This is a genomic window from Staphylococcus rostri, assembly GCF_002902145.1.
In the GTDB taxonomy this organism is placed as follows: Bacteria; Bacillota; Bacilli; order Staphylococcales; family Staphylococcaceae; genus Staphylococcus; species Staphylococcus rostri.
Window position 1 is genome coordinate 23,114 of the sequence record NZ_PPRF01000015.1, and the last position, 24,298, is coordinate 47,411.

20 protein-coding genes, 1 riboswitch and 1 other annotated feature are annotated in these 24,298 nt (G+C 38.3%); all 20 genes read left to right on the forward strand.

What is annotated here, in order from left to right:
• The first annotated feature begins 163 nt into the window (after nt 1-163).
• The 20 genes from CD122_RS02055 (at nt 164) to clpX (ending at nt 24,215) form a co-directional block, all read left to right on the forward strand.
• On the forward strand, nt 164-1,282 hold the full coding sequence (locus CD122_RS02055) for a citrate synthase (protein WP_103357358.1): 1,119 nt from the start codon (nt 164-166) through the stop codon (nt 1,280-1,282).
• Nucleotides 1,283-1,330: 48 nt separating this feature from the next.
• Nucleotides 1,331-2,593 (forward strand): NADP-dependent isocitrate dehydrogenase, encoded by a 1,263-nt coding sequence (icd, locus tag CD122_RS02060; protein WP_103357359.1) that lies wholly within the window; start codon nt 1,331-1,333, stop codon nt 2,591-2,593.
• 192 nt (nt 2,594-2,785) lie between these two features.
• Nucleotides 2,786-3,484 (forward strand): response regulator transcription factor, encoded by a 699-nt coding sequence (locus CD122_RS02065; RefSeq protein ID WP_103357360.1) that lies wholly within the window; start codon nt 2,786-2,788, stop codon nt 3,482-3,484.
• The gene (gene pnpS, locus CD122_RS02070) at nt 3,485-5,194 is read left to right on the forward strand and encodes a two-component system histidine kinase PnpS (RefSeq protein WP_103357361.1); all 1,710 of its coding nucleotides are present in this window, start codon (nt 3,485-3,487) and stop codon (nt 5,192-5,194) included.
• 123 nt (nt 5,195-5,317) lie between these two features.
• Nucleotides 5,318-7,945, forward strand: a complete 2,628-nt coding sequence (gene polA, locus CD122_RS02075) for a DNA polymerase I (protein WP_103357362.1) — start codon at nt 5,318-5,320, stop codon at nt 7,943-7,945.
• Between the two features lie 19 nt (nt 7,946-7,964).
• Nucleotides 7,965-8,837 (forward strand): bifunctional DNA-formamidopyrimidine glycosylase/DNA-(apurinic or apyrimidinic site) lyase, encoded by an 873-nt coding sequence (gene mutM / locus CD122_RS02080; RefSeq protein ID WP_103357363.1) that lies wholly within the window; start codon nt 7,965-7,967, stop codon nt 8,835-8,837.
• Nucleotides 8,838-8,850: 13 nt separating this feature from the next.
• Entirely contained in the window at nt 8,851-9,465 is a 615-nt protein-coding gene (gene coaE / locus CD122_RS02085; protein WP_103357364.1) for a dephospho-CoA kinase, read from the forward strand.
• Nucleotides 9,466-9,786: 321 nt separating this feature from the next.
• Entirely contained in the window at nt 9,787-10,788 is a 1,002-nt protein-coding gene (locus CD122_RS02090) for a glyceraldehyde-3-phosphate dehydrogenase (protein WP_103357365.1), read from the forward strand.
• A 171-nt stretch (nt 10,789-10,959) separates the two neighbouring features.
• A complete protein-coding gene (gene nrdR / locus CD122_RS02100) occupies nt 10,960-11,430 on the forward strand; it encodes a transcriptional regulator NrdR (protein ID WP_103357367.1) in 471 nt (156 codons plus the stop codon).
• Entirely contained in the window at nt 11,430-12,812 is a 1,383-nt protein-coding gene (locus CD122_RS02105; RefSeq protein WP_103357368.1) for a replication initiation and membrane attachment family protein, read from the forward strand. Before nrdR ends, CD122_RS02105 begins: the two co-directional genes overlap by 1 nt.
• Nucleotides 12,809-13,732 (forward strand): primosomal protein DnaI, encoded by a 924-nt coding sequence (gene dnaI / locus CD122_RS02110; RefSeq protein WP_103357369.1) that lies wholly within the window; start codon nt 12,809-12,811, stop codon nt 13,730-13,732. The genes CD122_RS02105 and dnaI overlap by 4 nt, the downstream gene beginning before the upstream one ends.
• 363 nt (nt 13,733-14,095) lie before the next feature.
• The gene (gene thrS / locus CD122_RS02115; RefSeq protein WP_103357370.1) at nt 14,096-16,033 is read left to right on the forward strand and encodes a threonine--tRNA ligase; all 1,938 of its coding nucleotides are present in this window, start codon (nt 14,096-14,098) and stop codon (nt 16,031-16,033) included.
• A 57-nt stretch (nt 16,034-16,090) separates the two neighbouring features.
• A riboswitch (Lysine riboswitch) is annotated at nt 16,091-16,264 on the forward strand.
• Between the two features lie 108 nt (nt 16,265-16,372).
• On the forward strand, nt 16,373-17,881 hold the full coding sequence (locus CD122_RS02120) for an amino acid permease (protein WP_103357371.1): 1,509 nt from the start codon (nt 16,373-16,375) through the stop codon (nt 17,879-17,881).
• Between the two features lie 41 nt (nt 17,882-17,922).
• Nucleotides 17,923-18,057 (forward strand) — a sequence feature (ribosomal protein L20 leader region).
• A gap of 24 nt (nt 18,058-18,081) precedes the next feature.
• On the forward strand, nt 18,082-18,609 hold the full coding sequence (infC, locus tag CD122_RS02125; protein ID WP_103357389.1) for a translation initiation factor IF-3: 528 nt from the start codon (nt 18,082-18,084) through the stop codon (nt 18,607-18,609).
• Nucleotides 18,610-18,635: 26 nt separating this feature from the next.
• A complete protein-coding gene (gene rpmI, locus CD122_RS02130) occupies nt 18,636-18,836 on the forward strand; it encodes a 50S ribosomal protein L35 (protein WP_044361466.1) in 201 nt (66 codons plus the stop codon).
• Between the two features lie 83 nt (nt 18,837-18,919).
• Nucleotides 18,920-19,276: a 50S ribosomal protein L20 gene (gene rplT / locus CD122_RS02135; RefSeq protein ID WP_095116548.1), complete on the forward strand. Its 357-nt coding sequence runs from the start codon at nt 18,920-18,922 to the stop codon at nt 19,274-19,276.
• Between the two features lie 494 nt (nt 19,277-19,770).
• Nucleotides 19,771-20,382, forward strand: coding sequence for an NUDIX domain-containing protein (locus CD122_RS02140; RefSeq protein WP_103357372.1), 612 nt, complete (start codon nt 19,771-19,773; stop codon nt 20,380-20,382).
• A gap of 9 nt (nt 20,383-20,391) precedes the next feature.
• A complete protein-coding gene (locus tag CD122_RS02145; RefSeq protein WP_103357373.1) occupies nt 20,392-21,312 on the forward strand; it encodes a hypothetical protein in 921 nt (306 codons plus the stop codon).
• A gap of 85 nt (nt 21,313-21,397) precedes the next feature.
• A complete protein-coding gene (tig, locus tag CD122_RS02150) occupies nt 21,398-22,717 on the forward strand; it encodes a trigger factor (protein ID WP_103357374.1) in 1,320 nt (439 codons plus the stop codon).
• Nucleotides 22,718-22,952: 235 nt separating this feature from the next.
• Nucleotides 22,953-24,215, forward strand: a complete 1,263-nt coding sequence (gene clpX, locus CD122_RS02155) for an ATP-dependent Clp protease ATP-binding subunit ClpX (protein ID WP_103357375.1) — start codon at nt 22,953-22,955, stop codon at nt 24,213-24,215.
• The last annotated feature ends 83 nt before the right edge of the window (nt 24,216-24,298 follow it).

Below are 24,298 nucleotides of genomic sequence, written 5' to 3' on the forward strand. Positions count from 1 at the left end.
TCATCGCATTCACGACTCTAATGAAGCGTATTGCATACAATATTGTTTGATAATTCTGATTTTACGGTGTTCTTAAAATGTTCACAAATTCGATGGAATTAGTTATAATACAAGTATGAAAGCCGTTACATTAGAGCGAATATAAAGTAAAGGGGAAATTACTATGGCAGAATTAATGAGAGGTTTAGAAGGGGTTATCGCAGCCGAAACAAAGATTAGTTCCATCATTGATAGCCAGTTAACATATGCGGGTTACGATATTGATGATTTAACTGAAAATGCACAATTTGAAGAAGTTGTGTTCTTATTATGGAACTATCGTTTGCCAAATGAAGAAGAGCTTAAAACGCTTAAAGAAAAATTATATAATTATATGACGCTCAGCCCACGAATGTACAGTCACTTTGAAGAATATACAACTGACAAAGTACATCCAATGACTGCATTACGTACATCAGTGTCTTACTTGGCACACTTTGATGATGATGCAGATGAAAACGACGAAGAAGCGATGAGAGAACGTGCAATTCGTATTCAAGCGAAAATCGCATCATTAGTAACGTCATTTGCACGTGTACGTCAAGGTAAGCAACCAGTTAAGCCTGATCCATCTTTAAGCTATGCAGCGAACTTCTTATACATGCTACGTGGTGAAAAACCAACTGATGTTGAAGTGGAAGGCTTTAACAAGGCGTTAATTTTACATGCTGACCATGAATTGAACGCATCTGCATTCACAGCACGTTGTACGGTATCTTCTTTATCAGATATGTATTCTGGTATCGCAGCAGCTGTTGGTTCATTAAAAGGACCTTTACATGGTGGTGCGAATGAACAAGTAATGCGCATGTTATTTGAAATTGGTTCTATCGACAAAGTAGATGCATACTTAGAGAATGCATTTGCGAATAAACAAAAAGTAATGGGCTTTGGTCACCGTGTGTATAAAAATGGCGACCCACGTGCCAAATACTTGAAAGAAATGAGCCGTAAGATTACTGAAGAAACAGGTCAAAAAGAACTCTTTGAAATGTCTGTGAAAATCGCTGACATTATTAAAGAAGAAAAAGGGCTTTTACCAAACGTTGACTTCTATAGTGCAACTGTATATCACAGTATGGGCATCGAACATGACTTGTTCACACCAATTTTCGCAGTAAGTCGTACTGCAGGTTGGACTGCACACATCTTAGAACAATTAGCGAACAACCGTATTATTCGTCCTCGTGCGAATTACATTGGTGAAACAAATCGTAAATACGAGCCAATCGAAGCACGCTAGAATATTTTCAGATTAATATTTAAACTACTTTTTGGAGGTTATTTAACAATGAGTGAAAAAATCGTTAAAACGGACAATGGATTACAAGTACCTGATCAACCTATTATCCCATTTATTATTGGTGACGGTATTGGACCAGATATTTGGCAAGCAGCAAGCCGTGTAATTAACGAAGCGGTAAAAAAAGCCTATGATGGCAAGAAAGAGATTGCTTGGAAAGAAGTTTTAGCAGGTCAAAAAGCATTTGATGAAACTGGCGAATGGTTACCAGCTGAAACATTAGACACAATTAAAGAATATCTTATTGCAATTAAAGGGCCATTAACTACACCAATCGGTGGCGGTATTCGTTCACTAAACGTAGCATTACGTCAAGAGTTAGACTTGTTCACATGCTTACGTCCAGTACGTTGGTTCCAAGGTGTTCCATCTCCTGTTAAACGTCCAGAAGATACGGATATGGTTATCTTCCGTGAAAATACTGAAGATATTTATGCGGGTATCGAGTTCAAAGAAGGTTCAGAAGAGGTTAAGAAAGTAATCGACTTCTTACAAAATGAAATGGGTGCGAAAAATATCCGCTTCCCAGAATCTTCAGGTATTGGTATCAAACCAGTATCTAAAGAAGGTACTGAGCGTTTAGTACGCGCTGCAATTCAATACGCTTTAGATAATAACCGCAAATCTGTAACACTTGTTCATAAAGGTAACATTATGAAGTTTACAGAAGGTGCATTCAAACAATGGGGTTATGACTTAGCTGAAGCAGAATTCGGTGATAAAGTCTTCACATGGCAACAATATGATCGTCTTGTTGAAGCAGAAGGTAAAGATGCTGCAAACGCTGCACAAGAACAAGCTGAAAAAGACGGTAAGATTATTATCAAAGATTCTATTGCAGACATCTTCTTACAACAAATCTTAACTCGTCCAGCTGAACATGATGTGGTTGCGACAATGAACTTAAATGGTGACTACATTTCAGATGCATTGGCTGCACAAGTTGGTGGTATTGGTATCGCACCAGGTGCTAACATCAACTATGAAACAGGTCACGCAATTTTCGAAGCAACACACGGTACAGCACCAAAATATGCAGGCTTAAACAAAGTAAATCCATCATCAGTCTTATTATCTGGTGTGTTAATGTTAGAACATTTAGGTTGGCAAGAAGCAGCAGACTTAATTACAGCTTCAGTTGAAAAGACAATTGCTTCTAAAGTTGTAACTTATGACTTTGCACGCTTAATGGACGGTGCAACTGAAGTTTCTACATCAGAATTTGCTGATGAATTAATTAAAAATTTATAATCAGTAGTGTGTCGCAGTCTCTACGCTGCGCAACGTATTGATTGATCATACAAGGGTTAGGCATTGATGTGTCTAGCCCTTTTTTATTGGTTCTTAAAGAATGTTAAGTTCATATTAAATTGTTGTAAAGTAACAAAATGTATGGATATTTTAAGTTATAATAACGTTAAATAAACTGGGAGGTACGCACAGATGGTTCAAAAAGTACTCGTTGTGGATGACGAACATTCAATTGTTACATTATTAAAATATAACCTAGAACAAGCGGGTTATCATATTGATGTCGCACAAGACGGTGAAGAAGCATTAGCAAAAGTCGATGAAGTCAAACCTGATATCGTCGTGCTCGACTTAATGTTGCCGAAGAAAGATGGCATTGAAGTGTGTAAAACAATTCGTGCAAACAAAAATTCTGTACCTATTTTAATGCTAACTGCAAAAGATGATGCATTTGATCGTGTATTAGGTTTAGAGCTTGGTGCTGATGACTATATGACAAAGCCTTTTTCGCCTCGAGAAGTCGTAGCACGTGTAAAAGCAATTTTACGTCGTGTCACATCTGCTGAATGGCAAGATGATACAGAAGAAGACATTCAAATTGGCGCATTGCGTATTCGTCCAGACTTTTTTGAAGTGTATCGTGATGGAGAGTTAGTCGAATTGACACCGAAAGAGTTTGAACTGCTATTGTATTTAATTGAACGACAAGGGCGTGTCATTACGCGTGAACATATGTTGAACTCTGTATGGAATTATGAATTTGCGGGAGATTCCCGAATAGTGGACGTGCATATTAGTCATTTACGTGAAAAGCTTGAAGAAAATCCGAAAAAGCCACAACTCATTAAAACAGTTCGCGGACTCGGTTATAAATTGGAGCGACCTAAATAAATGATTAAATTTTATCATAAATTATTATTGATACTTACAACTATTATCGTTGTAAGTTTTCTTATACTCGGCTTTTTCATTCATAACAGCATTCATTCAACCGCGGTGACGCACCAACAAAAAGAAACGGAACAAGAGGCAAAGCAGCTACTATCCGCCTATCAAAAACAAGATACTAAAAGTTTGAAAGCATTGGCTCAGCAATTTGAAACCAATATTTTGATTATTGATCATGGCAAAGAAGTCGCCATTCAGACGCAACAACTGCCGTCAGTCAAAGGTCATCAAGCAGAGCTGTTAGATGAGCTGCAACGTGCGTCGAGTGTGTATCAACTGGATAACAAATCAAGCATTTATCGTTATGCCTATCAGCAAGGAGATACGGTTATATTAATGAGTGGTCATTTTGTGATGGTTAATGATATGCAGTTACAATTCTGGAAATATTTAATTGTCACGGGCATGATTACGCTAGGTTTTATCTTTTTCACTGTACGTTACATCAATCGAACGTACATTCAACCGATTAATGAAGTATCGTATGCTGCAGCCCTGTTGTCGGACGGTCATTACAACATACGGGTGCCTGAAAGTAGTGTGAAAGAGACAAAAGAGCTATACGTTTCTATTAACGTCTTGGCGCGTCGTTTAGAGAAACTTAATCACGCACAGAAAATGCAACGTAATCGCTTGTTAACGACATTAGAAAATATACCGAGTGCGATATTAATGATCGATAAACAGGGTGAAGTTGTCGTGGCCAATAAAACGTACATTGATATGTTCCACAATGGCAAAAATGTCGAACATCAAAATTACGAAACGGTCTTACATCCAAAGTTGAAAGAACTGATTGTTGAAGGCTTTAAAATTGAAAAAGGGATTTATCAACAAATAGAGATTCATGTGAACGATATTCATCAGAAGTTTTTCGATGCAGCATGTGTGCCAATTTTGACGCGTAAAAAGAAACGCCTGCAAGGGATGGTCATCGTATTACATGACATTACAGCGCTTAAAAAGTTGGAAAACTTACGACGTGATTTTGTAGCAAATGTATCGCATGAATTGCGCACGCCGATTACGTCGATCAAAGGCTTTGCTGAAACATTAATTGACGGGGCGAAAGATGATCCGGCGTCATTAGATATGTTTTTAGACATTATTTTAAAAGAGTCTAACCGCATTCAATCACTTGTTGAAGATTTGCTTGATTTATCTAAAATTGAACAAAATGCAACGTTAGAAAAGCATCGCATTGATTTATCGGATGTTGCGCGTAATGCGTTATCTAGTATACAACCACTGGCTGATTTGAAGGAGATTATGCTGGTCGATGATGTCGCACCGAATATTTTTGCGATGGCTGACGAAGATAAAATCACGCAAGTCATTGTCAATTTGCTGACGAATGCAGTTAATTATTCTCCTGAAGCGAAGACGGTGACTTTACGTGCTTATAGTGAAGTCCACCAACAAATCATCGAAGTCATTGATGAAGGGATAGGCATTCATCCCGATGAAAAGTATCGCATCTTTGAACGTTTCTATCGTGTAGACAAGGCGCGTAGTCGTGATTCGGGTGGTACAGGTCTTGGACTCTCGATTACGAAACATATTGTTGAAGCTTATCAAGGGAAGATTGAAGTTACATCTCAAGAAGGCAAAGGCTCGACGTTCAGAGTTATCTTGCCTAACCATAACAAGTAAATAGACATTGTTAATAAGGTGGAATGGCTTATGCTGTTCTGCCTTTGCTATTTATCGTGACGAATAGGGTTTCGATACGTTCTGTGATAAAATATAACTACTAATATTGTTGGAGGGAATACTTTGGACAAATTGATACTAATCGATGGTAATAGTTTGAGCTTCCGTGCTTTTTACGCATTGCCATTATTACAAAATAAAGCGGGCATCCATACAAATGCGATTTATGGGTTTGCACGCTTATTAGAAAAAGTCTTAAAAGAAGAACAGCCGACGCATTTTCTTGTAGCATTTGATGCTGGTAAGACAACGTTCCGTCACGCACAATATGCGGACTATAAAGGTGGACGTCAAAAAACACCATCTGAATTAAGTGAACAGTTTCCGTATATTCGTCAACTGTTAGCAGCATATGCGATTCAAACATATGAATTAGATAATTATGAAGCGGATGATATTATCGGTACTTTGAGTCGTGAAGCTGATGAAGCGGGCATGCAGACGATTATCATTACAGGGGATCGTGACTTAACACAATTGGCGTCTGATAATGTGACTATTTACTACACGAAAAAAGGCGTGACAGATGTAGATCATTACACGCCTGCATTTATTGCTGAAAAGTATCAAGGTTTAGAGCCAAAACAAATTATTGATATGAAAGGGCTCATGGGTGACGCATCGGATAATATTCCAGGTGTCGCAGGTGTCGGCGAGAAAACGGCATTAAAGTTACTCAATCAATTCGGAACGGTTGAAGGTGTTTATGAAAATATCGATGCCGTATCAGGCAAAAAGTTAAAAGAAAAATTGCTTGCCAGTAAAGAGGATGCGTTGATGAGTAAAACATTAGCGACGATTAATCGAGAAAGTCCAATTGCGGTGTCAGTAGCTGATACACGTTTACCAGAAACATATGATACGTCAGATAAAATCGCCTTGTTTAAAGAATTGGAATTTCGTCAGTTATTGGATGATGTTGACAGCACACCAACAGATGATGTCCCTACGAAAACATTCGAAGTTTCAACGGATTTGTCAGTCATTGCGTTTGACACATTAAAAGAAGCTGCCGTTCACGTTGAAGTTGCAGGGGCCAATTACTTAAAAGATCCATTATTGAAATTTGGCATATTCGATGGGGAAAATTATGTTGTGACATCTGTGGAAGACTTATGTGCACATCAATTAGCTGTGGATTGGTTAGCAAATACTGAAACAGCTAAAGTGACGTATGATGCGAAAAAGCTGTATATTGCGATGAAACGTTTAGGTATCGACTTGCAGCACGTGACGTTTGATGCAATGTTAGCGAGTTATTTAATCGATCCATCACAAACGATTGATGATGTAAGTTCAGTTATGTCGCGATTTGCGAATACACATGTAAAAGAAGATGTGGCAATTTACGGAAAAGGTAAGTCATACAAGGTGCCTGAAGATGATGTGTTACATGCGCACATTGCGTCCATTTTAGATGCGGTTAAAACATCTCAAACACAAATGACTGAAATACTCGAGTCACATCAACAGTTAGATTTGTTAACAGATTTGGAACTGCCATTGGCACAAATTTTAAGTGAGATGGAGTATACAGGTATTTATACGGATAAAGAGACGTTGCATGTGATGGAACAAGACTTACAACAACGTTTAGATCAGTTGATTGCTACGATACATGAGCAAGCCGGAGAAGATTTCAACTTGAATTCGCCAAAACAATTAGGTGTGATACTTTTTGAAAAACTCGGTTTACCAGTTATCAAAAAAACAAAAACAGGTTATTCAACAGCTGTAGATGTCTTAGAAAAATTAGAAGGGCAACACCCAATTATTGAAAATATCCTAACATATCGTACGTTGTCAAAATTGCAATCGACATATGTGGAAGGACTACAAAAAGTGATTTGGGATGACCAACGCATCCATACGCGATTTAATCAAACATTGGCGCAGACTGGACGTTTGTCTTCAGTAGATCCGAATTTACAAAACATCCCAATTCGTTTAGAAGAAGGCCGTCAAATTCGTAAGGCATTCAAATCATCACACGAAGACTATGTTATTTTAGCGGCAGACTATTCACAAATTGAGCTACGTGTATTGGCGCATATTACAGGCGACCCAACGTTGCAAAAAGCGTTTATTGACAATGAAGACGTCCATACAACAACAGCAATGAAAGTGTTTAATGTTGAAGCGGAAGATGTGACATCGTTAATGCGCCGACAAGCAAAAGCGGTTAACTTTGGTATCGTTTATGGTATTAGTGACTACGGCTTGAGTCAAAGTTTAGGGATTACACGTAAGGAAGCGCAACAATTTATTGATGATTATTTAGCGCATTTCCCGGGCGTGAAGACGTATATGGAAACAATCGTACAAGACGCGAAACAGCAAGGGTATGTTGAAACGTTATTACATCGTCGTCGCTATATTCCGGATATTACGAGTCGTAACTTTAACAAGCGTGGCTTTGCAGAACGTACTGCGATGAACTCACCAATCCAAGGTAGTGCGGCAGACATTATTAAAAAAGCGATGGTAGATTTCCATTATGCCGTGCAAGATACAGACTTTAAAGCTGAATTGTTATTACAAGTACACGATGAATTGATTTTTGAAGTGCCAAAAGATGAAGTAGCGGCATTCAGCAAATTTGTTGAAGAAATCATGGTCAATGCACTACAATTAGATGTTCCATTAAGCGTTGAGTCTGAATTCGGCCCAACTTGGTATGATGCCAAATAGAAAGAAGGTTATGTAAACAGTGCCAGAATTACCAGAAGTAGAACACGTCAAACGAGGAATTGTCCCACATGTGGTTGGTCAACGAATCACGGACGTTACATTTTCGGAAAAAGTGATAGCGGGTAAAGCTATCGGTAAAGAAACGATTATCAAAGGTATCGACTTAGATGCGTTTAAACAATATAGTATTGGTTATACGATTGAAGATGTGACACGTCGTAGTAAGTATTTGTTGTTTACACTTCAAAAAGATACAAGTGTGCGTACATTGATTTCACATCTGGGTATGGCTGGTGGCTTTTTCGTAGCGCAAGAAGTCGCGGACATCGTCATACCGAATTATCGTAAGCACTGGCATGTTGTCTTCCATCTCGATAACGGATTGAAACTGATTTATTCAGATATTCGCCGATTTGGAGAAATTCGCAATGTGGCAGCACTTAGTGAATATCCATCAATCATTGAGATTGCGCCTGAACCTTTTTCAGAAGAAGCGGAATCACATTTTTTAAGCCAGTTTGCGCATAAGAAATATCAAAAAATGCCAATTAAACAAATGATATTAGAACACCGTGTTATCGCAGGGTGTGGCAATATTTATGCGTGTGAAGCACTTTTCGATGCGGGGATTAATCCGCATACAGTTGCAAGTACGCTTACGGTGGATCAACGACAAAAAGTGTTTCATAGTGTTGTAAAAGTGTTAGAAATGGGTATACAAAGTGGTGGAACGAGTATTTCGGATTATGTCCATGCGGATGGTCAGCGTGGGACGATGCAAAATCAATTAAAAGTATATAAGCAAAAGACGTGTTCCGTGTGTGGCGGCGATATTGCAACAGCGATTATTGGCGGTAGAAACACACATTATTGCGAACAATGTCAACGATAGGAAGAGGGAAATTATGCCAAAAGTAATAGGATTAACAGGCGGTATTGCGACAGGTAAATCAACAGTTGCGCAGTTATTATCAGCACACGGTTTTAAAATTGTAGATGCAGATGTAGCGGCACGCAAAGCGGTTGAGAAAGGTTCAGAAGGCTTACAACAAGTACGAGAAGTCTTTGGTGATGCAGCGATTACTGAATCGGGCGAGATGGATCGTGCGTACGTTGGAGAACAAATTTTTTACGATAGTGCATTACGTGAAAAGTTAAATGCGATTGTGCATCCGAAAGTGCGCGATATTATGAACGCGGAAAAAGAGCAGTATTTAGCGGAAGGGCACAATGTGATTATGGATATCCCGCTATTATACGAAAACAAGCTTGAAGATACAGTAGATGAAGTGTGGCTTGTATATGCTTCAGAGTCTATTCAAGTGGATCGTTTAATGGCGCGTAATGATTTGTCTTTAGAAGATGCCAAAGCACGCGTATATAGCCAAATCTCAATTGATAAGAAGAGTAGAATGGCTGATGTTGTGATTGATAATTTAGGAACAACATTAGAATTAAAACAAAATGTTGAAAAACTATTAATTAAAAAAGGCTTTCTTGAGCCATATACAGCTGAATAAATATAATCAAAGTGCGTCAATTCTTATAATAGGGTTGGCGCGCTTTTTTAATGGCTTATACAGTAGTTTTATTGGGGTGTCTTAGTAAAAGTGTCCAGATGTGTAGAAAAGCCGTTCGACTGGCAGTTTTATACTTTTTCAACAAAACAATATGACATAATGCCAATTAATCTATACATGACAAATGCTTATTTAACAGTCATTCAACAATGTGATTACATGTTATAAGTAAAAATAATTAAGAAAACGGTTTCAATTATTTGAGATTATGTTATACTCTTGAATATAAGTATAACACATTTTTAAGGAGTGCTTTTTAACATGACGACAAAGATTGCGATTAATGGATTAGGTCGAATCGGCCGAATGGTATTACGTATTGCATTAAATAATGAGGACATTGAGGTAGTAGCGATTAATGCGAGTTACCCACCTGAGACAATTGCCCATCTTATTAAGTATGATACAACGCATGGACTGTTCAATAAAACGGTTGAAGCTACTGAAAATGGTATTAAAGTAGATGGTAAAGACATTCAACTTACGTCAGACCGAAATCCAGAAAATTTACCATGGAAAGACTTAGGAATTGATATTGTTGTAGAAGCAACAGGTAAATTCAATCATGGTGATAAAGCAATTGCGCATATTAAAGCGGGTGCGAAAAAAGTTATCTTAACAGGACCATCAAAAGGTGGCGATGTTCAAACAATCGTTAAAGGTGTTAACGATAAAGACTTAGACGTAGAAAAATATGATGTATTTAGTAATGCATCTTGTACGACAAACTGTTTAGCACCGGTTGCCAAATTATTAAATGATGAATTTGGTATTGAAAATGGTTTAATGACAACAGTTCACGCGGTAACAAACGACCAAAACAACTTGGATAACCCACACAAAGATTTACGTCGTGCGCGTGCAGCATTCGAAAGTATTATTCCAACTTCAACAGGCGCAGCAAAAGCACTTGCATTGGTATTGCCTGAATTAGAAGGTAAATTACACGGTATGGCTTTACGTGTTCCAACTAAAAATGTGTCTCTTGTTGACTTAGTTGTTGATTTAAAACAATCAGTGACAAAAGAACAAGTGAATGAATTATTCCGTCAAAATGACCTTGATGGTGTTGTGGAAACAGTCGATGTACCACTTGTATCAGATGACTTCATGACAAATCCACACTCAGCAATAATTGATGCGCCATCAACAATTGTTATGGGAGATAACAAAGTTAAAGTACTTGCGTGGTACGATAACGAATGGGGTTACTCAAATCGTGTTGTAGATGTTCTACAATTGATTGCCCAAGGAATTAAATAATTAATGAGACCATAGATATATTAAAGGCTGAAACTTGAATGCGTGTTCGAGTTTCGGCTTTTTTGCGATTGGTGCAAATCGTCTCACGTCTTTAACACGTTCTCTAACTTTTGCTATTGCATGGTTTATAGTATAATGAAACAAAATTCTTGTTAAGAAGGTGACAAAGTCGTGAAATGTCCTAAATGTAATCATACGCAATCTCGTGTTGTTGATTCGAGACATGCAGAAGATACGAATGCCATCAGAAGAAGACGTGAGTGCGACCAGTGTGGTACACGTTTCACTACTTTTGAGCATATAGAAATGAGTCCGCTCATCGTTGTCAAAAAAGACGGCACGAGAGAGCAGTTTAATCGAGAGAAAATTATTAACGGTCTCGTTCGTTCATGTGAAAAGCGTCCGGTCCGTTTTCAACAATTAGAAGAGATTACGAACAAAGTTGAATGGCAATTGCGTGAGTCAGGGATTGCTGAAGTATCATCACGTGATGTCGGAGAATACGTAATGGATTTATTAATGCAAGTCGACCAAGTATCATATGTCCGATTTGCATCCGTGTATAGAGAGTTTAAAGATGTAGATCAATTACTTGAATCGATGCAAGGTATCTTGAAAGAAAACAAGCGGAGTGAGTCTTGATGACATTATCGATGCATTATAACCAATTGCGACCGCATGATGGGTTTTGTGTGGTACGTCAATTTCATAATCAAGCAATACATGATGATATATTAAGTCGTCTTTTTACGCCGTTAATCGGAGCGGAGTCGATTGGTATTTATCAATTTTTGAATCAATTTAGTCAGAGTACGTTTGAAGATGGTTTGACGCATTATACGTTAATGTCTGAATTGAAGATGAATCTAGTTAAGTTTCGAGAGCACGTGGATTTGTTGGAAGGCATTGGCTTGGTTCGTACATTTGTACAACATTCTGATGAGACAACACAATTTGTGTATCAGTTGTTACCACCGCCAAGTCCCCATGATTTTTTCAACGACCCGATGCTTTCTATTTATTTCTACCAAGTTGTTGGACAGCAACGTTATCATCAACTTAAGTCGCATTTCATCATTCTACAGCCGGATTTGACAGGGTTTATGGATGTTACGAAAAAATTCACCGATGTGTTTAAAGTGCCCAAGCAGTCACTACATACACCGGAAGAAGGGCTTGCTGAAGCAACGTATGACGGCGTGGATTTAACGGACGTGTCGTTTGATTTTGATTTATTGGCGGATATGTTACAGACACATTATATTAGTAAGGACATTTTGACGGAGCCAACGCGTTCGCTCATTATACAACTTGCGACGCTCTATCGGATTCCGCCTAATGAGATGAAAACACTCATATTAAAGTCGTTGAATAGTGATCAAACTTTATCAGAAGTTGATTTGCGTAAACAAGCGCAGACGCATTTTTTAAATATGAATCAACAAACATTACCATCATTACAACAGGCGCAACCAACGGCACAGACGCAATTGGCTGATGAATCAGAAGTGGAAGAAGTGGACGTCGAGAATTGGGACGACTGGTATCATTTAATGGATAATACAAGCCCAGTGGTTATGTTGACGTCTTACGGTGGCTCCGAACCGCCGTTGTATCAGAAGCGTATGATAGAAGAACTGATGGAACGTGAAGGATTTAGCTTTGGTGTTATCAATGTATTGTTGCAGTATGTGATGCAGAAAATAGACAATAGCTTACCTGAAAAATACGTATACGCCGTTGCTTCTACGTGGAAGAAAAGTGGTGTGGTAGACGCGAAAACCGCGCATGAAAAAGCGATGGATACACAACGCAACGAAACACGCGCACAAGAAAAAAGAACGCAACCGTATCGTCAACCGCAACGTTATCAAAATGCGCCTGTATATGAGGAAAAACCACGTTGGATGACGCATCCTGAAGAATTTGAGTCGAAGGAAGAAGATTCGGAAGCGTTAGAACGTGATGTAAATGCATTTTTAGATGAATTGAAAAAAAGTCAAAAGGCAGGTGATGAATCATGAAGCCATTCAGCCAAATTATGCGCTCGAATGATGCGATTAATAAACGTATCGAGAAAATCAAAAAACAAGTTGTTAGTGATCCAGATGTGAAAGCATTTTTAGAGGCGCATCAATCGGAAGTAACGAACGACATGATTGATAATGATTTGAACGTATTACAAGAATATAAAGACCAACAAAAGCATTATACGGACAATCACACGTATGAAAACTGTCCGAACTTTGTTAAAGGGCACATTCCGGAGCTGTACATTGATCAACAGCGTATCAAAATTCGCTACAAACCATGTCCGTGTAAGATCCGTCATGATGAAGAACGACTTGCACATAGTATGATTACGTCATTCCATATGCATCCCGACACATTAAATGCTAAGCTGATAGATGTGAAATTCGATAGACGAAATCGTTTGGAACTTGCTAAGCAGATTAAGCCGTTGATTGATGATATTGTTGAACAGAAGTCCGTCAAAGGTTTCTATCTATATGGTGAGTTCGGCACGGGGAAGTCGTTCATTCTCGGTGCAATTGCGAATGAATTGAAAGAACGCCACATCCCGACAACGATTATTTATGTGCCGGAGTTTATTCGTTTATTGAAAAATGGTTTTAAAGACGGTTCGACGGCAAAACGAATCGAACAAGTGCGTAATGCGAAGGTGCTTATTCTGGATGATATTGGCGCAGAAGATATGACGCCATGGGTGCGTGATGAAGTACTTGGACCAATCCTACATTATCGCATGATTCAAGAAATGCCAACGTTTTTCAGTTCGAATATGGACTATAATGATTTGGAAGCGCATCTCGCACGTACGAAAAATGGTGTAGAATGGACGAAAGCGCAACGCATTATGGAACGTGTGAAAACATTGACTAAGCCTTATAAATTGGAAGGCGAAAATTATAGAAACCATTGAAAAAATGAAAAATAGCGTTATAATAGAGATAAATTCATAATGTTAACCAATTCGAGGATATGACGTGATGTGTTAATTATACAGAAAGCTGCCGGTGATGAGAGTGCAGTTAATGAAACATGGCGTTACTCCCTCCGATAGATAGTATTTGTAATGAATACTCGGCTCAAGACCGTTATCTTATGTAGAGATGTTGCACGTGTCGTGTGACGAATTTAGGGTGGTATCGCGAAGACCTCGTCCCTTTGTTGGGATGGGGTCTTTTTAATTTGTTTTTGAGAATATCATTTGCGTTATTGCACTAATCTATAAAGGAATCGTCCTAAGCGTATGGGTTAACATGACTTTATTAGGAGGAGAATTATGACACAAATTAATGTACGTTTTCCAGATGGCAACAGCAAGGCGTTTGACAAAGGGATTACAACTGAAGAAATTGCACAATCAATCAGCCCGGGATTACGCAAAAAAGCAGTAGCTGGTAAATATAATGGTGAGATGGTTGATTTAACACGTCCACTTGAAGTTGATGGAGACATCGAAATTGTAACACCAGGTAGCGATGAGGCTTTAGAAGTGTTACGTCACTCTACAGCGCATTTAATGGCACAAGCTTTAAAACGCTTATATGGCGATGTTAAGTTTGGTGTTGGTCCAGTGATCGAAGGTGGTTTCTACTACGACTTCGATATGCCAGAGAAAATTTCAAGTGATGACTTTGAAGCAATTGAAAAAACAATGAAACAAATCGTGAATGAAAATCATAAAATCGAACGTAAAGTCGTATCACGTGAAGAAGCGCAAGCATTTTTCAAAGATGACGTATACAAACTTGAATTAATCGATGCGATTCCTGAAGATGAAAATGTCACACTATATACACAAGGCGAATTCACTGACTTATGTCGCGGTGTACACGTACCATCAACAGCGAAAATTAAAGAATTCAAGTTGTTATCAACAGCAGGTGCATACTGGCGCGGTGACAGCAACAACAAAATGTTACAACGTATTTACGGTACAGCATTTTTCGATAAAAAAGACTTGAAAGCACACTTACAAATGTTAGAAGAACGTAAAGAGCGTGATCACCGTCGTATCGGTAAAGATATGGAACTCTTTACAAATAATCAACTTGTCGGTGCAGGCTTACCATTATGGTTACCAAATGGTGCAACAATTCGTCGTGAAATTGAACGTTATATTGTTGATAAAGAAGTATCACTTGGTTACGACCATGTATACACACCAGTGCTTGCGAACGTAGAACTTTACAAAACATCTGGTCACTGGGATCATTACAAAGATGATATGTTCCCGGCAATGCAATTAGATGCGGATGAGGCAATGGTATTGCGTCCAATGAACTGTCCACACCATATGATGGTCTATGCAAACAAACCACATTCATATCGTGAACTACCAATTCGTATTGCTGAACTTGGTACAATGCACCGTTACGAGGCAAGTGGTGCGGTATCAGGCTTGCAACGTGTACGTGGTATGACTTTAAACGATGCACACATCTTTGTACGTCCAGACCAAATTAAAGAAGAATTCAAACGTGTTGTTGAAATGATTTTGAATGTTTATGAAGATTTTGGCTTCAAAGATTACAAATTCCGCTTGAGCTATCGTGATCCAGAAGATAAAGAAAAATACTTTGATGATGACGATATGTGGAATAAAGCAGAATCAATGTTAAAAGAAGCGGTTGACGAATTTGGTTTAGAATATGAAGAAGCGATTGGCGAAGCAGCATTCTACGGACCAAAACTAGACGTTCAAGTAAAAACTGCGATGGGTAAAGAAGAAACATTATCTACAGCGCAACTTGACTTCTTATTACCGAAAAAATTCGAACTCACATATATCGGTCAAGACGGCGAGCATCATCAACCTGTCGTTATTCACCGTGGTGTCGTATCAACGATGGAACGTTTCGTTGCCTTCTTAACTGAAGAAACAAAAGGTGCATTCCCAACATGGTTAGCACCACAACAAGTTGAAATCATTCCAGTAAACGTTGATTTACACTATGACTATGCACGTGAAATTCACGATACATTAAAATCTCATGGTGTCCGCGTGAATATTGATGATCGTAACGAAAAAATGGGCTATAAAATCCGTGAAGCGCAAATGAAAAAAATTCCTTACCAAATCGTTGTAGGGGATAAAGAAGTTGAAAATCGTGAAGTTAACGTACGTCAATACGGTTCTAAAGACCAAGAAACAATGGAAGCAGAAGATTTCGTATGGCATTTAGTAGATGAAATTCGTCTAAAAAAACAAAGATAGCATTGCAGAGTATGGTTTGATGCTGTATACTGTTATGTAATTCAAATAATAATATTCAATTTAGTTAGAGGTTGCATTTTTAATGAGTCACTTGTCAGAAGCAGAGATGTTGCGTATGTTGAACAAGTAAAAGGTAAAAATGCCGAAGCGAGTTATTGTCATCCCAATAACTTGTTGGGCTAGTAATCGAAAGGTGCTAGACTGTCACAAACGTGATGTGCTACTTATTTGTTCTAGATAAAGTAAAGGTTACATCAACGTCGATGTAACCTTTATTTCGTTTATTTAGACGTATAGTTTTTCTGAGAATCACCTCTAAGTAATAGAAAGTGAGGCAAAATGAGTAACGAGAATTTAAAAACGGACAATGGTGTTCAACGCCATTTGAAAGACCGTCACATTTCAATGATTGCTATTGGTGGGGCGATTGGGACAGGTTTATTTATGACATCAGGAGGTGCCATCCATGACGCAGGGCCGTTGGGTGCGCTCCTCGGTTATGCAATTATCGGTGTCATGGTATTCTTCCTTATGACATCTTTAGGAGAGATGGCAACGTATTTACCAGTTACTGGATCATTCAGTACATATGCAACACGCTTTGTTGATCCGTCATTAGGGTTTGCACTCGGTTGGAATTACTGGTTTAACTGGGTCATTACCGTTGCAGCTGACGTAACAATTGCTGCACACGTTATTGAGTACTGGGAACCGTTACAGTTCTTCCCAGCGTGGCTCTGGAGCTGTATTTTTATGGCAATCATTTTTAGTTTGAATGCATTGTCAGTACAAGTATACGGTGAAAGTGAATATTGGTTTGCCTTTATCAAAGTGGCGACAGTCATTGTCTTTATTATTGTAGGTTTATTAACAATTTTAGGGATTATGGGTGGACCAGCTGTTGGATTTGATGTCTTTACAAAAGGCGACGCACCAATTTTAGGAGACGGTGCAGGCGGCAGCTTACTAGTCGTATTCGGTGTCTTCTTAATTGCCGGATTCTCATTCCAAGGGACAGAACTTGTTGGGATTACAGCAGGGGAGTCAGAAAATCCTGAACGCGCAGTACCAAAAGCAATTAAACAAGTATTCTGGCGTATTTTATTATTCTACGTTTTCGCAATCTTTATCATCGGGATGTTAATTCCATACGATAGCTCAGCGTTAATGGGTGGTGGCGATGATGTTGCGACTTCACCATTTACATTAGTATTCAAAAATGCTGGTTTAGCGTTTGCGGCATCATTTATGAATGCGGTTATTTTAACATCAGTATTATCAGCAGGTAACTCAGGGATGTATGCAAGTACGCGCATGCTTTACTCAATGAGTCATGATGGCTTAGCTGCCAAACCATTTAGTAGAACGAACCGAAATGGTACACCATGGATTGCGATGTTATCAACAGCAGCTGTTGTTGTTTTCATCTTTATCGTACAACAAGTGAGTGGTAATGCTTATGAATATATCGTTGCTGCGAGTGGTTTGACAGGCTTTATCGCATGGGTCGGTATTGCGATTAGTCATTATCGTTTCCGTAAAGCCTTTGCAGCACAAAACTACGATGTTTCTAAATTGAAGTATCAAGCAAAATGGTTCCCATTCGGACCAATCCTTGCTTTAGTATTATGTATTATTGTTATCATTGGACAGGACGTTGAATTCATCCAAGGCGGTGGTTTTGATCCGAAACGTTTCTTTATCACTTACATGGGTATTCCAGTCTTCTTATTCTTCTTCTTGTACCATAAACTAAGATATAAAACGAAAGTCATTCCATTGGACAAAGTAAACTTAAGTCAAGATGTATCAATGGATGAAAAAAACTTTCATAAATATGTTGACTAATAACTAACAACTTGGTATGATTATATCTGTTGAATACGAAACGGACCAAGTAGAAGCAACCCGCTTCTCACCTGTAGCGACGCACGAAGCAGTTGGCAGGTTAACGATATAAACATGTGAGTTAGTTCATGTTAACGTTAGAAGCGGGGAGCACATCCCCGCTTTTTTTCGTGCTTGGACCATTCGTAAAATTTTTGGAGGTGTCAACCATAGCTAAGGATCAAACGCAAGTTAACGAAAAGATTCGCGCTAGAGAGCTACGTGTTATCGGTCAAAACGGTGACCAGCTTGGTATCAAATCTAAGCAAGATGCATTAGAAATGGCAGAACGACTCAACCTAGACGTTGTAATCGTTGCCCCTAATGCAAAACCACCTGTTGCTCGTATCATGGATTACGGTAAATACAAGTTCGAGCAACAGAAAAAAGAAAAAGAAATGAAGAAGAAACAAAAAGTCATCAATATTAAGGAAATACGCTTAAGCCCAACAATTGAAGAACACGACTTCAATACGAAGCTTAAGAACGGTAGAAAGTTCTTAACAAAAGGTGACAAAGTTAAAGTTTCTATTCGTTTCAGAGGGCGTGCAATCACGCATAAAGAAATTGGTCAACGCGTTTTAGAGAATTTTGCTGACGAGTGCAAAGATATTGCAACAGTTGAGCAAAAACCTAAAATGGAAGGTCGCCAAATGTTTCTTATGTTGGCCCCAATTAACGAAAAATAAACAAGAACAATAGGAGGAAATTAGTCATGCCTAAAATGAAAACTCACCGCGGAGCAGCGAAACGTGTTAAAAGAACTGGAAGTGGGAAATTAAAACGTTCTAGAGCTTATACTTCACACTTATTCGCTAACAAGTCTACTAAACAAAAACGTAAACTTCGTAAAGCGGCACTTGTTTCTAAGAGTGATGCAAAACGCGTAAGACAATTATTAACATACGTTAAATAATCATAAAAACTAAACGAACGAACATATAAACGTCTAAGTATGCCAAAGATGCATATTAAAGAGATAACGAGGAGGAATTTATTATGCCACGTGTTAAAGGTGGAACAGTAACAAGAGCGCGTCGTAAAAAGACAATCAAATTAGCTAAAGGTTACTTCGGTGCAAAAAGCACATTATATAAAGTAGCAAAACAACAAGTTATGAAATCAGGTCAATACTCATTCCGTGACCGTCGTCAAAGAAAACGTGATTTCCGTAAATTATGGATCACACGTATCAATGCAGCTGCACGTCAACATGACATGAGCTACTCACGTTTAATGAACGGCTTAAAATTAGCTGGTATCGACATTAACCGTAAAATGCTTTCTGAAATCGCAATCGCTGACGAAAAAGCATTTGCTGAATTAGTAAACAAAGCGAAAGACGCTTTAAAATAATAATTGCATAGAGAGTTGGTTTGTTTATTTGATAGACAGCCAACTCTTTTTTTATTTGTGAATGTGATGATTGAGGGATTAGAAAGTGTGAAGCAAAAGCGGTTAGAACTTGAGCAGAACTAAGCGATTGAAAGTAGCAAGCGGCTGGGACATTAATACAAACATTCAAAATAAACTTGAGATTTTATGTATATGGCAGTAGCTGACTGGTATGAAAATACGCTTTCACAAGCTTTTTTTCATGCCTAGTCAGCCTTGCCGGGGTGGGACGACGGAATCTTTTTAGAAAAATGAGATTCCTGTCCCACTCTCAATCATTCGACAACATACTACTCGAGCTCATCTGTGTAACGTCTCAAGCTCTGTCAGCCACTCACACTATAATTATTTACATACCATATCTATAATTGAAGTCGAACCCATCTCGTATATTACTTGGCGAGCATATGCAAGGTTTGGTACGATATGGATAATCGAGGATAAAGGAGTTTGCTATGTCTAAATTTGATGAACAAATTACAGTAGTTGCACGAGATGTATTATTTGATAACGAAAACAATGCGTTTAATGGCTTTTTACCATATGATGATGCAAAAAGTGAAGCCATTCTTAAAACATTAAGTCAGTATGAAGTGAAACGCCGTGGTGATATGGAAGAAGATCCTTCATTTAAACAGTTAATTTCATATTGTATTTTAGAAAATGAAGATGGCGACATTCTCGTTTATCAACGTTTATCAGGTGGTGGCGAGTCACGTCTTCACGGTCTTGCCTCAATTGGTGTAGGCGGCCATATGAATGACGTCCCAGATCAAAATGATATTATGGCGATTGTGAAAGAGAATGCGAGCCGTGAACTATTAGAAGAAGTAGGGCTATCTGTGGACGACACAGAAGGCTTACAGCATATCGGTTTCATTAATGATGACAACAATGAAGTTGGACGTGTACATATCGGTGTGGTGTTTAAAATCAAAGTCCGCAAAGCACAAGTGGAAGTACGCGAGACGGATACGTTGTCAATTCACTGGCAGCCCGTCCAAACGATTGATGATTTATCTCAGTTTGAATCATGGAGTGCATTAATACTAGAACAATGGAACTAGGTGATGTGGATGTCGGAACTTATACCGTTTCCAAAAATGAAAGAAAAGCTATGTTTGGATATTAAACGTGCCGTAGATGACGCGCAGTATGAAAAGGCTTATGACGCGTTTATGACGTACGAGAAGCATTTCGAATTAACGAATGAACTGGCGTTAGTGAAGTGTCATGTGTTGTGGGAACTTGAAGCATACTTAGAGTTGAGAGAAGAAACACACATATTGGTGAAACAAGAATTTGAGCCACAAGATGATTTGATGTTATTTCACGTTAAAAGTTTATATGCGTTGAAACAATATCAATCGGTCGTTGGTATCGTTGACCAGTTATTCAAAAATGATGTGAGCCATGAGATGCGCATGGCATTGTTACCGCTAAGCGATCAAGCCAAGCGTAAATTGCATGAGCGACAAGAAGCAATGCAAGTGCAGTTGCAACAATTCGATCAACTATCTGTACCCCAACAAACAGAACTGATCTTGACACTCATTGAAGATGGGGCATATCATTTTGGCGATACAATTGCTTATTTGATGACACAAGACAATATCCGTACAACTTTACAAAGTTTAATGCTTGAATATTTGCGATTTGCTCGTTACAATCAAAGCATTCAGTTAGAAATGTATGGACAGCAGTTCGAAGTGATACCGACACAATTAGAAAGTTTTGAGGCAACACGTTTTATTGACATCATTGTACCGCAAATAATCGAATTGCTCGAAGCTGAATATCCATCACTTGTGCAAGAAGCACACGTTCATCTAAATGCACACAATATTGCGATGTATCCAATTGACATCACGCAAATTGCTGATGATAAGACCTGGGTGCAAAGTTACTTCGTGTACTTTGAAGAAATGATGGGTTTACCACCGACATATTCGGTAGATGCGACAGTTTTGGATTTTATTAAATTGTTAAATAGCTAGCAAGTCTACTTGAAACGGGACTTAGCTATGTTATAATAAAGAAGTTGAAAAATTTTAAAAATGGATTTCATGGAGGTTTTTATACATGACAGCAACATGGGAAAAAAAAGAAGGTAATGAAGGGTTACTTGAGGTAACTGTACCTGCTGAAGAAGTTAACAAAGCATTAGACCAAGCATTCAAAAAAGTAGTTAAAAATATTAATGTACCTGGTTTCCGTAAAGGTAAAGTACCACGTCCAATTTTCGAACAACGTTTTGGCGTAGAAAGCTTATACCAAGATGCATTAGACATCTTATTACAACCAGCATACAGCGATGCAATTGATGAAGTGGGTATTAACCCAGTTGCACAACCTGAAATTGACATCAAACAATTAGAAAAAGGTAAAGACTTTATCTTTGAAGCAACTGTAACAGTAGAACCAGAAGTACAACTTGGTGACTACAAAGGTCTTGAAATTGAAAAACAAGACACAACAGTAACTGACGAAATGGTTGACGATGCGATTAACCAACGTCTTGAAGCAATGGCTGATATGGTCGTTAAAGAAGACGGTGAAGTTTTTGAAGGCGACACAGTTAACCTTGACTTCGATGGTTATGTTGACGGTGAACAATTCGAAGGCGGACAAGCTGAAGGTTACGACCTAGAAGTAGGTTCTGGTTCATTCATTCCAGGATTCGAAGAGCAATTAGTAGGTCTAAAAGTTGACGGTGAAAAAGACGTTGAAGTGACTTTCCCTGAAGAATACCACGCAGCAGAATTAGCAGGTAAACCAGCAACATTCAAAGTTAAAATCAACGAAATCAAAGCGAAAGAAGTACCAACTTTAGACGATGAATTAGCGAGCGAATTAGATGCAGATGCTGAAAACGTAGATGCTTACAAAGCAAACGTTCGTAAACAATTAGAAGAAGCGAAAAAGAATGACGCTGAAAACTTACAAAAAGAAGAAGCAGTAATCAAAGCAGCAGACAACGCAACAATCGATATTCCAGAAGCAATGATTAAGTCTGAACAAGACCGCATGCTTCAAGAGTTCGCACAAAATATGCAACAACAAGGTTTAGACTTGAAAACATACTTTGAAATTTCAGGTCAAGACGAAGATCAAGTTCGCGAACAAATGAAAGACGATGCAGAACAACGCGTTAAAACTAACTTAACATTAGATGCTATTGCAAAAGCTGAAAATATCGAAGCAACTGATGAAGATGTAGATAACGAATTACAAAAAATGAGTGAGCAATTCAACATCTCAGTTGAAGATATTAAAAAGACTTTAGGTAATTCTGATCTTATCAAAAATGACGTACGCGTTCGCAAAGTAATCGACTTATTAGTGTCAGAAGCTAAATTAGTGGATGCACCAAAAGACAGCGAAGCAGATAAAGAAGCATAAGCCTTATTGTGTAAGCAATGCTTTCTAAATGATAAGACAATGCTGGCAGTAGGTTATAGCGCGTAGGTTGCTTAAAAGCCAACATGAATGTGCCAGGGCGGGATAAAGAAATCTAATGACGTTCATTGATTTCTATCCCGCTTTCATTGTTTTATGCAAAAAACTTGAAAGTATGAACGATTGCATAATAAAATGCTTTCTAGTATAGTCGTAAAGGATAGGGGTGTAATACAGTATGTTTAAATTCAATGAAGACGAAGAAAACTTAAAGTGTTCTTTCTGTGGTAAAGACCAAGACCAAGTTAAAAAATTAGTAGCTGGTAGTGGTGTCTACATTTGTAATGAATGTATTGAATTGTGTTCAGAGATCGTAGAAGAAGAACTGAACCAAGCAGAAACAGAAGAATTCACTGAGTTACAAACACCAAAAGAAATTATGGATGAATTGAACAATTATGTCATCGGTCAAGAAAAGGCCAAGAAATCTTTAGCAGTGGCTGTGTACAACCACTATAAACGTATTAACCAATTAGGTCCTAAAGATGATGATGTAGAACTTCAAAAAAGTAACGTAGCGCTTATTGGGCCAACAGGTAGCGGTAAAACATTATTAGCACAAACACTTGCACGTACGTTAAATGTACCGTTTGCGATTGCAGATGCGACAAGTTTAACAGAAGCAGGTTATGTGGGTGAAGATGTTGAGAATATCTTGTTGCGTTTAATCCAAGCAGCTGATTTTGATATTGATAAAGCTGAAAAAGGCATTATCTATGTCGATGAGATCGATAAGATTGCACGTAAATCGGAAAACACATCTATTACACGTGATGTATCTGGTGAAGGTGTACAACAAGCATTATTGAAAATTCTTGAAGGGACAACAGCAAGTGTACCGCCACAAGGTGGACGTAAGCATCCAAACCAAGAATTCATTCAAATTGATACAACAAATATCTTATTCATCTTAGGTGGCGCATTTGACGGCATTGAAGAAGTCATCAAGCGTCGTTTAGGTGAAAAAGTCATCGGCTTTGCAAGCAGTGAAGCTTCAAAATATGATGATGCCAGCTTATTAGAGCATATTCGTCCAGAAGATTTACAAGCGTATGGTTTAATTCCAGAGTTTATTGGACGTGTGCCGATCGTTGCTAATTTAGAAACACTTGATATTGCTGCATTGAAAAACATTTTAACACAACCGAAAAATGCGTTAGTGAAGCAATATACGAAGATGTTAGAGTTGGATGATGTAACATTAGAATTTACTGATGATGCATTATCAGCGATTAGTGAAAAAGCAATTGAGCGTAAAACAGGTGCACGTGGTTTACGTTCAATTATCGAAGAAGCGTTAATTGACATTATGTTCGATATTCCTTCAACTGAAGACGTGACGAAGGTTGTTATCACGAAAGAAACAATTGTCAATGAGACAGCGCCAGAACTTTATGATCAAGATGGTCAATTGTTAAATAACAGTAAAACATCTGCATAATAGATGAAAAGCTTAAGATGCTGTATTCCGCACGTCTTAAGCTTTTTTGCTGTTCAAGTATATAAACAAACGCTAAAATGAAA